The following is a 14,873-nucleotide window of genomic DNA, read 5'->3' on the forward strand; positions in this document are numbered from 1 at the left end:
AGAGTGGACATGAAAGAACATATAAAACAGGGGAAAAGAGGGGCAGGCCTCTTTTTTGCCTTATTTGCACTAATATTTCTGGCGGGTGCGGCATTGCTGCCGCTCAGAACCATGGCGGCCGTCCAGGCGGGAAAGGACGCTCCTGTTGCAATGGAGGTAACATACGGATTTAATGACACGGCAAAAGGAAACCGCTACCTGCAGATAAAGGTCCATATGGAAAACAGGGAAGAGCAGGACTTTACAGGGAGACTGGAAATCCTGACCACTGAGTCGAGCATGGAGGTTTACCGTTATGATTACCCAATATTGATTAACGGCGGAGGACAGGAAGAAAAGTCTGTCTACATCCCCCTTGGAATTAAGACGGATCAGATGTTCGTCAGTATGACGGATGCAGGCGGCAATGAGGTAATCAGGAAACGCCTGAAACTCAATATAAGCGGCGATGTCGCAGAGACGTTTGTCGGTGTATTCAGCGACCATCCGGAAGAACTGCAGTTTATGGATGAAGTGGGAATCCACTATGGCTCTATTAAAATCCGCCAGGTGTATTTAAGCCGCGATACCGCTCCGGAGGATACCTTTGGTTATGATCAGCTGGACATGATTCTCGTGTCGGATTATGATTTAAACCAGCTTTCCGAAGCGCAGCATAAAGCGATTAGCCGCTGGATAGATGACGGCGGAACGCTTCTTGTGGGAGGAGGCGCACGGTATAAAGAATCCATGGGGCGCTTTGCCTCCGAGATTTTGGAACCGCCGTATGAGGAAGCTCTCCTTCAGGAGATTAATCTCGGGGCGGAATACTCACAGAATGCCCCGCAGGATGCCGTCATGGAGATGGTCTGTGCTAATATCGGACTGAAAAATGGTTCATCCCTGATGCCAGGGGACACTTTCCCGCTCCTTTCTTATGTGCATAAGAAAAAGGGCAGGATTGTTGCGGCGGCATTCGAACTGAAAGATATCAGGGGATTTTGTGAGACCCACCCCGCATTCATTGAAAAATTCTACACAATGGCTATGGGGGATGTGAAGACCAATGAGCTGGCTCAGATGGAGTATTCAGGCTTTGCCAGCCTGTATTTTACCGTGCAGGGACTGATTAACACAGGAGATGCCGGAAGGCTGCCCAATATCATCCTCTATACATTTGTCATTGTGGTTTACCTGGTTCTGATAGGACCGGTTATCTATCTCTATCTGAAAAAACGCTCCATTCACCGATACTATATGGGAGGCGTGACCGCCTGTGCCCTGGTTTTTACGGGTATTATTTATATTTTGGGCATGAGGACGCGGTTCAGGGAACCTTTCTTTACGTACGCTACGATTTTGGATGTTTCGGGAAAGGAAGTGGAGGAGGAGACTTATGTCAATATCCGCAGCCCTTACAATAAACCGTATACGGTGAAGCTGAACCCGCAGTACGCGGTGAGGCCTGTGACTAAGAGCTATTACTATGATTCGTTTACCGCCGCCCGTTTCACAGGGGAGGAAGAATATAAGACGGACATCAATTACCTTCCGGACAGAACCGAAATTAAGATACGTGATACCGTCGCCTTTACGCCGAAATTGTTTATGCTGAGAAAACAGCTCGACAGGACGGAGCATGTGGGAATAGACGGAAAAGTGGATATATATGGAGGAAAAATCGAGGGGACTCTGGTCAACCGGTTTGACTACAAACTGGAGGATGCTGTTCTGCTCCTCTACGGACAGGCTGTATTGCTGGGAGACATGGAGCCGGGACAGGAGATAAAACTGGATGAACTGGAGATTCTTAATTATCCTCTGAGCTATACGTATGCCCTTTCCCAGCGGGTGACCGGAGGAGATCAGTATGAGAAGACAGATATCAACGACGAGGGTTATATGCGCTCACAGGAACACAGCCGCCTGCTTTCCTTTTATCTGGATTCCGTGATGAATGAATATACTCCCGAGGCAACGGTGGTGGGTTTCAGCCCAGGACAGATGGAAACATTCCTGGTGGACGATGATTTTATTACGGAAGGCCTCACAATGGTGACAGCCAAGGTGGAACTCAGCCGGAAGGAGAACAGCCTCGTATACAGGACAGCCCTGGAGCAGGATCCCAAGGTGATTTCGGGCAATTACCAGTCCAGATATAACAGCATGTACACGGGAGAGCCGGCGGAACCGGCGATTATTGAGTATTCGCTTGGCAATGATCTGGATATCATCCGTGTGGATTTTAAGAAATTATCATCTGTATTTATTGACAACCCAAGATATCCATATCTGAATATGTTCACCGGGAAGATGTATTTTTACAACTATGATACAGGCCGCAATGATTTGATGGAGGAAAAGGAAAGCTATACGGCAGAAGAATTAAAGCCATACCTGTCACCGGCCAACACACTGACAGTGAAATATGTCAGTGAGGGAACGAACGAGGGCGGTTGGGACAGGCAGCTTCCGATGATTTACGTCACAGGGAGGGAAAAATAATGCTGGAGATTAGACAGCTTCGAAAAAAATACGGCAATTTCCAGGCCCTTGACGGTTTAAACCTGGAGATAGCCAGGGGGGAACTGTTCGGCTTTGTCGGTCCCAACGGGGCGGGCAAGACGACGACACTGAAGATTGTGGCAGGCCTTTTGGCGCCGGACGGCGGTGAAGTGATAATAGACGGTGTGGATGCCGTAAGAGACAATACGGCGCTGAAACAGAAGATAGGATATGTTCCTGATTTCTTTGGGGTTTATGACAACCTGAAGGTATCGGAGTATATGGAATTCTTCGCCTCCTGCTATGGAATAGAAGGATTGGTGGCCAGAAAAAGATGCGGACTTCTGCTCGAGCAGGTAAAGCTGGAGGACAAAGCAGACTTTTTTGTGGACGGCCTTTCCAGAGGAATGAAGCAGAGACTCTGCCTGGCCAGGGCTCTGATCCACGATCCGGAACTGCTGATTCTGGATGAACCGGCTTCCGGCCTGGATCCCAGAACGAGGGTGGAGTACACGCTGATGCTGAAGGAACTGAGGGAACAGGGCAAGACGTTGATTGTAAGTTCCCACATGTTGTCGGAGCTGTCGGAGTTATGCACCAGCATCGGCATCATAGAGCAGGGCAGGATGGTGCTGCAGGGCAGTATGTCCCAGATTTTCGAGCGTGTCAATTCTTCTAATCCGCTTTTAATCTGCGTTTTCAGCAATAAGGAGAAGGCGCTGACCATATTAAAGAGCCATCCCTGTGTGCAGACGATATCGGTGAAAGAGGAGGAGATTAAGGTCGGCTTTATCGGAGATAAGCAGGATGAAGCGATGCTGCTCCAGCAGATGATAGATGCCGATGTAATGATAAGCGGTTTTATGAGAGAGAAGGGGAGTCTGGAAACGCTTTTTATGCAGATTACCGGACACGAAGGAGAGAAGGCGGTGCTGAAACATGAAATTGAATCCGGTTTATAAAAGAGAACTGACTGTCAGCAGCCGCAGCATCCGCATGGCGCTGATTCTTCTGATATTTAACAGTGTTCTGGCTATAGTGGCCCTGTTCAATATGTTTACCGTGGTGGAGCAGGTGAAGGTGACGGCGGAGATACAGTATTCCAGATTTCTGGAGCTGTACACCTTTGTCTCCTCCATTGAATTTCTGATGCTGATGTTTATCATGCCGGCTCTGACAGCCAGCAGCATCAGCGGTGAGAGGGAACGGCAGACGCTGGAACTGATGCTGACCACGACGATGCAGCCGAGGGAAATTATACTGGGTAAATTCTGGTCGGCGCTTACTACGATGCTGATTCTGGCCATATCCGCGCTGCCGGTGCAGTCGCTGGTATTTGTGTATGGAGGAATTACGATTGCAGATGTGCTGGTGCTGTTTCTTTGTTACGGGATTGTGGCGCTGTTCACGGGAGGCATCGGTATGTTTTATTCCTCACTGCTGAAACGTTCTACTGTAGCCACAGTCTGCACCTACGTTACCATCGTGCTTCTGGTGGCCGGGACGTATGCCGTCAATGTGTTTACATACCATCTGGACGCCAATGAGGTCAATTCCTATGTGTCGGTTTTAAACTCCGCGGCGAGGCAGGCCAGCTCAGGCGGTTTTATTTATCTGCTGCTTGTAAACCCGGCGCTCACATTTTATTCCGTGATAAACGGGCAGGCGGGAGCCGGTGATATCCGTAAACCGTTTGAGCAGTGGTTCGGGGCGCTGCCCGACAATTTTATCATGGATCACTGGGCCGGTGTGAGCATGGCGATTCAGTTGGTTCTGGCTATAATATTGATTGTAATTTCCATTTATGCCGTCACGCCTATCCACGGAAGAAAAGAGAGGGCGGAGCGGCATCAGAAAATCAGAAGATTTGAAAGAGAAAAAAGGAGACAGCCATGTTGAGAATCGGATGTCATTTGTCATCCTCCAAGGGGTATCTGGCCATGGGAAAGGAGGCGGAGAAGATCGACGCAGGGACTTTCCAGTTTTTTACCAGGAATCCGAGGGGCGGCAGCGCGAAAAAGATTGATTCTGCCGACGCTGAGAGTTTTCTTGCATTTGCCGAAAAACAGGGGATTGAAAAGATTCTGGCTCATGCGCCATACACGTTAAACGGTTGTTCCGCGGATGAAAATATCAGAAAGTTCGCCAGGGAGACCATGGAAGATGATTTAAACAGAATGGAATACACGCCGGGAAACTGTTACAATTTCCACCCTGGAAGCCATGTGAAGCAGGGAGCGGAGACCGGAATTGCATATATTGCGGAAATGTTGAACGGGATTTTAAAGCCGGAACAGAGTACAACCGTGCTCCTGGAGACGATGGCAGGAAAAGGCAGTGAGGTTGGGAGAGAATTTGAAGAACTTCGGGAAATCCTTTCCCGGGTTGAACTAAGCGACAAGATGGGCGTCTGCCTGGATACCTGCCATGTATGGGACGGTGGATACGATATTGTAAATGATCTGGATGGCGTCCTGAATCATTTTGACCGGGAGATTGGCCTTCACAGGCTGAAAGCCATCCATTTAAATGACAGCATGAATCCCCTGGGAGCACACAAGGACCGCCATGCGAAAATCGGGGAGGGCCATATCGGCCTCGACGCGATGGTGCGGATTATCAATCATCCGGCGCTTAGAAATCTGCCTTTTTATCTGGAAACACCCAATGATTTGGATGGATATGCAAGGGAGATAGCGCTGCTTAAGTCAAAATACAGGGATTAAAACGGGAGGTAGCGGAATGGGAATTATTAAAGCGGTAACGGGGGCAATCGGGACGTCTTTAGCGGATCAGTGGCTGGAGGTCATTGAAGCGGAGGATATGAGCGACCAGACGGTTTTTACCAAAGGCGTTAAAATCAGGTCGGGACAGAATAAAAAAGGACTGGCTGACGTAGTTTCCAACGGTTCTATGATTCATGTGTACCCGAATCAGTTCATGATGCTGGTGGACGGCGGCAAGGTTGTGGATTATACGGCGGAAGAAGGATATTACAAGGTGGATAATTCCGCAATGCCGTCCCTTTTTAACGGTGAATTCGGAGACGCCCTGAAGGAGACGTTTAACAGAATCCGTTTCGGCGGTCAGACGCCGCTGAAACAGATGGTGTATTTTATCAATCTCCAGGAAATCAAAGGAATCCGCTTCGGCACCAGGACGCCGATTAATTATTTCGACAATTTCTACAATGCCGAGCTGTTTTTAAGGGCGCATGGAACCTATTCGATTAAGGTTACAGAGCCTCTCAAATTTTATTCGGAAGTCATTCCTAAGAACGAAGACCATGTGGATATCGATGTAATTAATGAACAGTATCTGTCCGAATTTTTGTCGGCGCTCCAGTCCTCCATCAACCAGATGTCGTCAGACGGCACAAGGATCTCCTATGTCAGCTCCAAGAGCCGCGAGCTTGGCCAGTATATGTCGACAACGTTGGATGCCGAGTGGAACCAGATGAGGGGGATGGAGATTCAGGCGGTGGGTATCGCCAGTATTTCCTATGACGAGGAATCACAGAGGCTGATTAATATGAGAAATCAGGGAGCCATGCTTGGTGATCCGTCTGTACGTGAGGGATATGTGCAGGGTTCCGTGGCAAGAGGAATGGAAGCGGCAGGTTCCAATGCAAACGGTTCCCTGGCCGGATTCATGGGTATGGGTGTTGGAATGAACGCAGGCGGCGGCTTAATGGGAGCGCTGTCGGCGGCTAATATGCAGCAGATGCAGATGAACCAGGCTATGGGGCAGCAGCCGTTGTTCCAGACAGACTGGATGCAGCAGGCCGGCTCACAGGGAAATGCCCAGGGCGGTGCGGGATGCAAAACGGCTCCCATGCAGCCGGCATCATGGACCTGTGCCTGCGGAAATGTGAATACAGGCAAGTTCTGTTCCGAATGCGGCACACCGAAACCCTTAGAGGAGTGGACCTGCAGCTGCGGCAATACAAACAAGGGAAATTTTTGTTCAGAATGTGGGAAACCGAGGCCATAAAAGGTGAAACAAAAGATGGATACAATTACGTATAAATGCCCTAACTGTGACGGCGGTTTGGTATTTGAACCGAAAACCCAGAAATTCAGATGTGGATACTGCCTGTCCGAGTTTACACAGGAAGAACTGGTAGGACTGGCCGACATGGAAGAGGCAGAGACGGCGGAGCGGGAAGACGCGGCAGAACCGGCAGGAGGTTCTGAGGAAAATTCACAGGATGCTTCCCCATTGGTTCTTTATCACTGCCCAAGCTGTGGAGCCGAGATCGTCACGGATGAGACGACGGCAGCCACATTCTGCTATTACTGCCACAATCCGGTGGTGCTCTCAGGCAGGCTGGAAGGTATTTATAAGCCGGATTATATTATTCCTTTTGAGATGGATCGGAAAAAGGCAGAGGAGATTTTCAAAGACTGGATTAAACGCAAAAGATTTGTGCCGGGAGATTTCTATTCACCGAGGCAGATAGAACTGATGGAAGGGATTTATTACCCCTACTGGCTCTATAGCTGCAAAGTGGACGGATGGATCGACGCGGAGGGAATTAAGCGCAGGACAACGAGGACGGGGAGCATCGAGTATCTGGAGACCAGCCGGTATCAGGTCGAGAGAAAGGGGGAGATGGACGTTAAAAACATTTCCCGGAATGCCCTGAAGCGGGCTGACCGAAGACTGTCGGAGAATGTTCTGCCCTTTGACATGGAAAAGCTGAAACCGTTCCAGGCCGCGTATCTTTCCGGATTTAAGGCCGAGCGGCGTGATATGGAGAGGGATGAATTTAAACAGGGACTTGAGGCAGAAGTGCGTGATTTTGCAATTAATGCCTTGAAAAACAGCATTTCCTCCTATGACAGCGTCAATATTAAAAACCACAGGGAAGAAATTGTGGATTCGGAGTGGAATTACACACTTCTGCCCGTGTGGGTCCTGACTTACAGGGATAAAAAGAACGATAAAATGTACTATTTCGCGATGAACGGCCAGAGCGGGAAAATCTGCGGAGCGCTGCCTGTGGACTATGGAAAACTGGCGGGCCTTTTTGCCGTTATCTTTTTCCCGGTTCTGATCCTGCTTCTGATAGGAGGGTACCTGATATGAGAACAAGCCATACGGGCAATTATTTAAGATTTGTCTGTGCCGGATTCCTGGCAGCGGTTTTATCTGTCCTGATTGTCCTTGCGTCTCCGGGACCAGCTTACGCAGGAGAACAGCGCGTCTTTGACAACGGAGGTCTGTTCGATAAGGAGGAAAAAGAAGCGTTGGAGCAAACACTTGCTTCTTTCCATGATGAGTGGCAGATGGAGCTGGGAATCATGACAACGGACGATGCGGGGGGAAAATCGACGGAACGTCTTGCAGATGATTTTTATGACAGAAACGGCCTGGGCGTGGGAAGTGATCACAGCGGGGCGCTCTTCGTTATAGATATGGACAACCGGGAGATTCATGTTTCCACATTAGGAAGGATGGCCGATTACCTGACAGATGAGAGAATCGAAAAGGTGTTGGACGCTGCTTACGGTTACGTCTCCGATGGAGATTATGCGGGATGTTCGTATGCGGCGTTAAAAGAGATCAGCAGTTATATGGAAGCCGGTATTCCGGCAAATCAGCATGATTATATACGAAGCGATTACCGACCGTCCCTGAGATGGCATGAAGTGGTATTTGCATTTGTGGCAGCCGGAACAGCAGCCGCTCTGCCGTGCATCAGTACAGTCAACCAGTACAAGATGAAAAAGGAGCAGAAGCAGGCTCTTAATTACCGTTTCTCTTACAGGGGAAACAGCGAATTTCAGTACCGGCTTGTAAATGACCTGTTTTTAAACAGGATGGTTACTCAGCGAAGAATCCCGAGGAATACAGGAAATTCCGGTTCCGGCCGGGGTCCCGGCTCCTCAGCCGGCCGCACGACCCTTCACAGAAGCAGCAGCGGAAGGATGCACGGCGGCGGAGGAAGGAAATTTTGAGAGGCTATAGAATATAAGGTTTTAACTGTTCAGAAGATAGTATTCCGCGAGGTGTTTTCATGTGTTTTTGCATGAAAATTCCGAGTTTAGCCAGCGCGAAACAGCGCTTTCTGCTGTTTCTGTACATCGTGAAGCGGTAACTATGAAGATACTGAATAGTTATATAAGATTAATCAGGGAACAGAGAATGATTCCGATCACTGTCGGCAGCAGGAATGAGACGACAGTCCAGCGGATACTTCCTGTTTCCTTTTTTACAGTGAGGCAGGTGGTGGAACACGGCCAGTGGAACAGGGCGAAGACAGCCATGCACACCGCGGTTTTCACGGTCCATCCATGGGCGGCGAAGAGCCCCATCAGGGCGGATGGGTCGGACATCTCCACCAGGCTGCCGGTCTGCAGATAACCCATCAGGATAATGGGAACTACAATTTCATTGGCCGGAAATCCCAGTATGAATCCAACCAGAATCATACCGTCCATTCCCAGGAAACGCCCGAACGGATCGAGGAAGGAGGACATGTGGGATAAGAGGCTCTGGCCGTCGATAAACAGGTTTCCGGTCATCCAGATTATAAGGCCTGCGGGAGCCGCCACACAAACGGCGCGGCCGAGGACAAAGAGGGTCCTGTCGAAAATGGAACGGACAATGACCTTGCCGATTTGCGGCCTTCTGTAGGGAGGCAGTTCCAGAGTAAAAGAGGATGGAATTCCTTTAAGCACTGTTTTGGACAGCAGAAGGGATGATAAAAGAGTGGCAAGAACCCCGAGCAGGATGAATGCCGTCAGGACAAGCGCGGTAGTAAAGGATTCTAAAATTCCGCCGCTCTCTGAGCCGATTCCCATAAAAAAGATTGTAATCAGCATGATAAGGGTAGGAAAACGGCCGTTACAGGGAACCATGGAGTTGGTCAGGATGGCAATCAGCCTCTCTCTTGGAGAGTCGATAATACGGCAGCCGACGACGCCGGCGGCATTGCAGCCGAAGCCCATAGCCATGAGTGGTCAACGCATCTCCTGAGAAGGCGGTGCCTTTTTACGGGTTGCCCTGCTTTTCAGCTGTTCGCTGCACCGGGCAAACAGTTTTTCCGTCACAATGGGGGGATGCGTGCCGGGAACCTTTATCCGGTCACAGGAGGGAACTGTGAGAGACGCCCTGCTTTTGAAGGACAGTTTCTTCGTTTTTCCCTGTACCATATGGCCCAGGTACACGGGATTGTGCAGTATTTTTATGATGGTGTTGGCCGTCCACAAGCCGCTTTTGCTGTAATGGCCCGGGTTCAGGCCGGGATGTTTCAGACAGCGGTAGAGGGAAGGACAGGGGATATGTTCCGCGTTTAATTCGCCGGCCAGCGCGGAGGGCAGAACACCCGAAGACGCTTCGAGAAAAAGCCGCAGTACAATGGGCGCTGTCTCGTCGTCGGGGATAAGCTGATGGTGCTCCTTTCCGCATTTACGGTAGCCGTAAGGGGCAAAGTTACCGATATAAGAACCTTCCTCCATTCGTACCTGCAGAGATGCCCGGATTTTTCTCGAAATATCGCGGGCATACATTTCGTTTACCACGTTACGGAACGGAATCAGATCGGTACTTGAATAGGCGGAGTCATATCCGTCTCCGACAGCGATGAAGCGGACGCCTCTGGATGGAAAGAATAACTCCGTATATTCTCCTGTTTTAATGTAATCCCTGCCGAGCCGTGACAGATCCTTAGTGAGAACCAGCCTGATTTCTTTTTTCTCAATATCCTCGATCATGCTGCAAAAACCGGGACGGTCGAATGAAGTGCCTGAGTAGCCGTCGTCCACATATTCGCGGACAATAGTAAGGTGGTGCTCATGGGCGTAGCGCAGAAGCATTTTTCTCTGATTGACAATGCTTAAACTTTCCCCGGAACCTTCATCATCTTTTGAAAGCCGCAGATAGATAGCTCCGGGCAGAAGTGAACCTTCAGAAAAAGATGGATACATATACAACCTCTTTATAATGTGGTCAGGATATTTTATGCGGGAATCTTAAATTTCAATTACAGAGAAATGAAATTAGATAAAAACAGTTGTCTACGGAGGGTAAAAATAGTATGATAAGCCTGTAGAATCAGGCTCTGGTATGGCTTAAACGCGGCAGGGCCGTGCACGTGAAAATGGATAAAGGCACAAAAAGATACATGTTAAGAGAAAGAGGAACTGATCGATATGGCAATACTGATGACAGGATTGTGCGAAAAAGGCGTTGAACTGATATGGAAACAGTGCAATGAGGAACTATTCCCCCAGGGGATTGAGTACCTCGAGGAAGCGGCCAGGGCGGGTGACCCGGAGGGCTGGTTTTTCCTGGGAAACTGCTACGGCTGGGGAGAGGGCGCCGTTGGATTCAACGAGAAAAAGGCATACGAATGTTATAAGAGAGGCATTGAGGCCGGGAGCTTCCGCTGTGTACTCGGAGCGGTCAGGGCAGGCCACTATGATGAAGAAATGAAGAAATCTTCCCTCCATACGCTGGAGGAAAGTTATAAAGAGGTGCTTGAGTCTGCAGAGCAGGGGGATCCGTTTTCCGCCCTGCAGATCGCGACGGCCTATGAGGGAGAGACCATTTTTGACTTGCTTCCGGGTGAGGAGCAGAAGAGGGATACCTGTTTTAAATGGTACCAGCAGGCGGCGGAAAGCGGCATCGTCACTGCTATGGTCAAGGTCGGAAAATGCTATTTAAATGGAGAATACACACCGAAGGATGAGGAGAAGGCTCTTGAATGGGCGGACCGATGCGCCGCGCTTGGCAGCGCCTGGGGCCTGTACCGGATGGGGATTTATCACCTGGAGCATGATAACGCTGAGGCAGCGTATCAGTATTTCAGGGCGGCGGCCAGCCAGGGAGCGCTGAAGGCATATCTCCATCTGGGGCGGATGTATTTGAACGGCCAGGGAACAGAACGCGATATAGGGAAAGCGGTGGAGGCTTTTGAGAAGGCGGCAAACAGCCAGGAGCCGGAGAGCTATACAGAACTGGGCAATATCTTTTACCGTGACGAGGTGGTGGAACGCGATAATGGAAAGGCGTTTTACTGGTACAGCCGCGCCTATGCGGCAGGACAGAAAGAGACGGCTCTGCCCCTTGCCCACCTTTATCTGAGAACGTCGGATATCCAGGATCTCCAGGCGGCCGAGAAACTGTTTAAGGAAGCGGCCGAGACGGAGACGGACGGTTTTGCAAGTCTTGCCCTGGGGAATATGAGCAGGGACGGAATCTGCCAAACTCCCGATATGGAAGAGGCGGTTACCTGGTATGAGAAGGGTGCGAAACTCGGAAATGCCGAGTGCATGGAGATACTGGGCGGCCTTTATTTTCAGGGCGGGGAAGGTCTCGACGCGGACTATGAGAAGGCATTTTACTGGCTGAACCAATGCCATCAGATGGGAACCCTGCAGTCCTATTCCAAGCTGGCGTTTCTGTACATGAAAGGCCAGGGATGCGAGGCCGACGAGGAGAGAGCCAGGGAGCTTTTTGAGAAGGCGGCCGAAACAGAGTGCGACGGCTATGCCTTTTATGAGCTGGGTTACCTCTATGAGAGAAAAAATGAATCCCCGGAGGACTTGGAGAAAGCGGCTGACTATTACCAGCGTGCGATAGAGATGGGAAATGAGAGCGCCGGACGCAGATTTTCTCATTTTAAGAAGAGCCTGTTTGGAAAATGGAAAGTGATATATTAGGTGAAGAATTGTATGGAGCATGACAGATTCATTGGGCGGCATTGACTAAGCACATGGTAAGGCACTGCTTACCGCAGGCTTTACATTTTTTAAAGGCGCAATCCATGTTGAAGGCAGCCCTAGGCAGATAGCCCAAGTCTTCAAGCAGGGTAAAGAGCGGAAAGAAGATAGCCATCGGGGGGAGCATGACGGATACAACCCATGCAACAACCCTGAAAACACCGTAAATCATGGAACTGATAATCCATTCCGGGGCGCCTGCGCTTGTGAGAGCTGCGGCCAGCCAGGTTTCCAGGCGGAAGAACTGATCCCACAGGAAGGAAGACGGGTAATTGGCGCCGGTGATCGTAAGCCAGAATATGGCAAGCAGCAGGGCGATCATAATAAGAGAGCCGGTAAACCGGCCGGTAATCAGGCGGTCGATCCGTTCCTGCCGCTTCAGGTAAGCCGGGTTTTTATAGGTTACGGCCTGAGCGGCCAGGGAGGCGGGGGAGAAGTCGGGAATCAGCTCCCTCAGGGAGCGCTTGGAGGCTTCGTTCCCGCCGGTGTTATCATTTTCCGAATCAGCGGTTTTGCCATTCCCGTCGGTCTCACCAGAGTAGGAATAGACACCGGATGAACATAAACCGCAGCAGGGACAGGAATCGCAGGGAAAGGAAAAATCAGACATACCTTCCGGCTCATCACCGCAGCTCTGCTGGCAGCAGCGGCACATCTGAAAGGCGGAAGAGCTATGGTAGTCCATTTCGCCGCTCTCCGGTTGAGCCTGGTTTTCAGGTTTCAGCCTTCCGTTATCTTTACAGATTCCGTATATTTCCTCTTTCAATCGATCCAACCCATGGCGGTCTCTGGCGGTGCAGGGAATCACGGGTATGTTCAGTTTTTCCGACAGCAGTTCAAAATTCAGCTCGATACCCTTTTTAGCGGCCTCATCACAGAGGTTTACACACAGGATGACACGGGTCAGCAGGGAATCTTCCAGGTCACGGATTTGCTTTAAAAGACGCAGGCCGCGCTCGGTACAGGTTGCGTCGCAGACAACCAGCAGTAAATCGGGACCGCCGGAGACAATATATTCTCTGGCGATTTCTTCTTCCTCTGAATGGGTTCGCAGGGAATAGGTTCCGGGCAGGTCGACAACCAGGCTGGACATATCTTTATAGTGGAACTGGCCGCTGCAGCAGGCAACTGTCTTTCCGGACCAGTTTCCGGTGTGCTGGTGCATTTTTGTCAGGGCGTTGAAAATGGTACTCTTTCCCACATTGGGGGTTCCGGCCAGGGCTATTGTAAAAGGGCTGTTTTGATTCATAGATGGGGTTCCTCCGTTTCCGTTTCGTTTTCTTTGATAAAAATCAGATCGGCGTCTTCGCGCCGAAGGGCGATGACAGCACCTTTAATAAGAAATGCAGATAGTTCGCCGTCGCACTTTCGTAAGATACAGGTAACTGAGGTACCAGGCTCAAAACCGAGATCGAGAAGTCTTCCGGTAATGGATTTATTATCTGACAGCCAGCAAATTACAGAGGTTTGCCCAATGGACATTTTACTTAGGGGATATAACATGGTCTCACATCACAGAATGATAGCTTTATTATTAGATATGTGAACGGTCAGGCAGAAGTGCCTGGCACAGAAAAAATAAATGCTGTTTAAATATAACTTTATATGGAAAAAAACCTGATGTTTAGCAATGAAAAGAAACAGGCGGCGGGGGCGTTTTACGCCGCCCGCCCATGAAGAATCGTATGGGAAAATGCCGGTTCTTTCCGTGAACGATAGAACGGACTGAACGGCAGCAAAAAAAGAATCCCGTTTGCGGGACTCTCCGTCTGCGCCGGATTAGAGCAATTTTCAAACACGCTTTAGATTATCACTTTCACCGGCATATCAATTTTCATTTCCTGTTTTGTTATAATACAGTCGCGGGCAAGAATATGGACGCCGGATTCCGATGCCAGTTTAAGCGCATCCGCGAATTCCGGATGGGTGGCCCTGTTGGGAGAAAAAGAAAGAATTCCCTTCATCTGAATGACAAAAAGAATATAGGCATGATATCCCTCCATGGCGGCGTCCCTGAGTTCCATAATATGTTTAACTCCGCGTTCGGTCGGTGCATCAGGAAACATAGCGGCGCCGTCGTGTTCCAGCGTAACCCCCTTTACTTCCATAAACGATGGACATCCCCCTTGTTTAAATGCCAGATCAAAACGGGATTCATGATATGTAACCTCTCTTTTCACCTCCGTTACTTCTAAGGAAAGTCCTCCTTCATTCAGCCATTCCGCGGCGGCCTGGTTGGGTGCCTGTGAATCCATATTGATAAGAAGGCGTTCATGGTTGTACCCCGCGTTCTCCTTATAAACGCCGATAACAGAGAAAGCGGTTTTCCTTCCCAGAGCCGCAGCATCCGGATGAAACTCCACAAGAAGTTCCGCCCCGGGAACTAAAAACTCCCTGAGCCTCCCCGTATTCTTAACATGGCAGACTTCTTCCCTGCCATCGATCATTACATGGGCAATAAACCTGTTGGGTCTCTTTAAAAATGTTCCAGTTACGATATGTTCATATTGCATAATAAGATACACCATTGCCTTTCCTGCAGTAAACTTCTTATAGAAGTATTTCTATTATACTGCATACAGGCATTGTATTGCAATTACGGAATGATTCCATGATTTAAGGGCATGCTCATTTCCCCCTGTTTCCCGCCCCACGATT

At 49.8% G+C, this 14,873-nt stretch carries 12 protein-coding genes and 1 pseudogene; 8 read left to right on the forward strand and 5 right to left on the reverse strand.

The window, feature by feature from the left end:
- The first annotated feature begins 9 nt into the window (after positions 1-9).
- The 7 genes from EJL91_RS16890 to EJL91_RS16920 are packed head-to-tail and all read left to right on the forward strand — an operon-like array spanning position 10 to position 8,447.
- Complete coding sequence (locus EJL91_RS16890; protein ID WP_125143130.1) at positions 10-2,484, forward strand: hypothetical protein; 2,475 nt, start codon at positions 10-12, stop codon at positions 2,482-2,484.
- Positions 2,484-3,446 carry an ABC transporter ATP-binding protein gene (locus EJL91_RS16895; RefSeq protein WP_125143131.1) on the forward strand — a complete coding sequence of 321 codons (963 nt, stop codon included), beginning with the start codon at positions 2,484-2,486 and terminating at the stop codon, positions 3,444-3,446. Before EJL91_RS16890 ends, EJL91_RS16895 begins: the two co-directional genes overlap by 1 nt.
- Positions 3,424-4,383, forward strand: a complete 960-nt coding sequence (locus EJL91_RS16900) for an ABC transporter permease (RefSeq protein WP_125143132.1) — start codon at positions 3,424-3,426, stop codon at positions 4,381-4,383. Before EJL91_RS16895 ends, EJL91_RS16900 begins: the two co-directional genes overlap by 23 nt.
- Positions 4,377-5,210, forward strand: coding sequence for a deoxyribonuclease IV (locus EJL91_RS16905; protein ID WP_125143133.1), 834 nt, complete (start codon positions 4,377-4,379; stop codon positions 5,208-5,210). Before EJL91_RS16900 ends, EJL91_RS16905 begins: the two co-directional genes overlap by 7 nt.
- 16 nt (positions 5,211-5,226) lie before the next feature.
- A complete protein-coding gene (locus EJL91_RS16910) occupies positions 5,227-6,477 on the forward strand; it encodes an SPFH domain-containing protein (RefSeq protein ID WP_125143134.1) in 1,251 nt (416 codons plus the stop codon).
- Positions 6,478-6,492: 15 nt separating this feature from the next.
- Positions 6,493-7,575: a TFIIB-type zinc ribbon-containing protein gene (locus EJL91_RS16915; RefSeq protein ID WP_125143135.1), complete on the forward strand. Its 1,083-nt coding sequence runs from the start codon at positions 6,493-6,495 to the stop codon at positions 7,573-7,575.
- The gene (locus EJL91_RS16920) at positions 7,572-8,447 is read left to right on the forward strand and encodes a TPM domain-containing protein (RefSeq protein WP_125143136.1); all 876 of its coding nucleotides are present in this window, start codon (positions 7,572-7,574) and stop codon (positions 8,445-8,447) included. The genes EJL91_RS16915 and EJL91_RS16920 overlap by 4 nt, the downstream gene beginning before the upstream one ends.
- A gap of 159 nt (positions 8,448-8,606) precedes the next feature.
- Here EJL91_RS16920 and EJL91_RS16925 read toward each other — a convergent pair.
- A pseudogene (locus EJL91_RS16925) lies at positions 8,607-9,446 on the reverse strand (nucleoside recognition domain-containing protein); the annotation flags it as partial.
- Between the two features lie 6 nt (positions 9,447-9,452).
- Positions 9,453-10,418 (reverse strand): recombinase family protein, encoded by a 966-nt coding sequence (locus EJL91_RS16930; protein WP_125143138.1) that lies wholly within the window; start codon positions 10,416-10,418, stop codon positions 9,453-9,455.
- Positions 10,419-10,643: 225 nt separating this feature from the next.
- On the opposite strand from EJL91_RS16930, the gene EJL91_RS16935 reads away from it, so the two are divergent.
- Positions 10,644-12,155 (forward strand): tetratricopeptide repeat protein, encoded by a 1,512-nt coding sequence (locus tag EJL91_RS16935; protein WP_243125422.1) that lies wholly within the window; start codon positions 10,644-10,646, stop codon positions 12,153-12,155.
- A gap of 28 nt (positions 12,156-12,183) precedes the next feature.
- Here the strand turns inward: EJL91_RS16935 and EJL91_RS16940 are convergent, their stop codons facing one another.
- From EJL91_RS16940 to sfsA, 3 genes are all read right to left on the reverse strand, one after another.
- Positions 12,184-13,464: a FeoB small GTPase domain-containing protein gene (locus EJL91_RS16940; RefSeq protein WP_125143139.1), complete on the reverse strand. Its 1,281-nt coding sequence runs from the start codon at positions 13,462-13,464 to the stop codon at positions 12,184-12,186.
- Positions 13,461-13,718 (reverse strand): FeoA family protein, encoded by a 258-nt coding sequence (locus EJL91_RS16945; protein ID WP_341467022.1) that lies wholly within the window; start codon positions 13,716-13,718, stop codon positions 13,461-13,463. Before EJL91_RS16945 ends, EJL91_RS16940 begins: the two co-directional genes overlap by 4 nt.
- Positions 13,719-14,017: 299 nt before the next feature.
- Positions 14,018-14,728 carry a DNA/RNA nuclease SfsA gene (gene sfsA / locus EJL91_RS16950; RefSeq protein ID WP_125143140.1) on the reverse strand — a complete coding sequence of 237 codons (711 nt, stop codon included), beginning with the start codon at positions 14,726-14,728 and terminating at the stop codon, positions 14,018-14,020.
- Between the last annotated feature and the right edge of the window lie 145 nt (positions 14,729-14,873).

It is taken from the genome of Clostridium transplantifaecale (assembly GCF_900626075.1).
GTDB classification, from domain to species: Bacteria; Bacillota; Clostridia; order Lachnospirales; family Lachnospiraceae; genus Otoolea; species Otoolea transplantifaecalis.

Excerpts from the sequence above, each read along its gene's own strand:
- EJL91_RS16890 (WP_125143130.1), top strand. The coding sequence starts at position 10 with ATGAAAGAACATATAAAACAGGGGAAAAGAGGGGCAGGCCTCTTTTTT.
- EJL91_RS16895 (WP_125143131.1), top strand. The coding sequence starts at position 2,484 with ATGCTGGAGATTAGACAGCTTCGAAAAAAATACGGCAATTTCCAGGCC.
- EJL91_RS16900 (WP_125143132.1), top strand. The coding sequence starts at position 3,424 with ATGAAATTGAATCCGGTTTATAAAAGAGAACTGACTGTCAGCAGCCGC.
- EJL91_RS16905 (WP_125143133.1), top strand. The coding sequence starts at position 4,377 with ATGTTGAGAATCGGATGTCATTTGTCATCCTCCAAGGGGTATCTGGCC.
- EJL91_RS16910 (WP_125143134.1), top strand. The coding sequence starts at position 5,227 with ATGGGAATTATTAAAGCGGTAACGGGGGCAATCGGGACGTCTTTAGCG.
- EJL91_RS16915 (WP_125143135.1), top strand. The coding sequence starts at position 6,493 with ATGGATACAATTACGTATAAATGCCCTAACTGTGACGGCGGTTTGGTA.
- EJL91_RS16920 (WP_125143136.1), top strand. The coding sequence starts at position 7,572 with ATGAGAACAAGCCATACGGGCAATTATTTAAGATTTGTCTGTGCCGGA.
- EJL91_RS16930 (WP_125143138.1), bottom strand. The coding sequence starts at position 10,418 with ATGTATCCATCTTTTTCTGAAGGTTCACTTCTGCCCGGAGCTATCTAT.
- EJL91_RS16935 (WP_243125422.1), top strand. The coding sequence starts at position 10,644 with ATGGCAATACTGATGACAGGATTGTGCGAAAAAGGCGTTGAACTGATA.
- EJL91_RS16940 (WP_125143139.1), bottom strand. The coding sequence starts at position 13,464 with ATGAATCAAAACAGCCCTTTTACAATAGCCCTGGCCGGAACCCCCAAT.
- EJL91_RS16945 (WP_341467022.1), bottom strand. The coding sequence starts at position 13,718 with ATGTTATATCCCCTAAGTAAAATGTCCATTGGGCAAACCTCTGTAATT.
- sfsA (WP_125143140.1), bottom strand. The coding sequence starts at position 14,728 with ATGCAATATGAACATATCGTAACTGGAACATTTTTAAAGAGACCCAAC.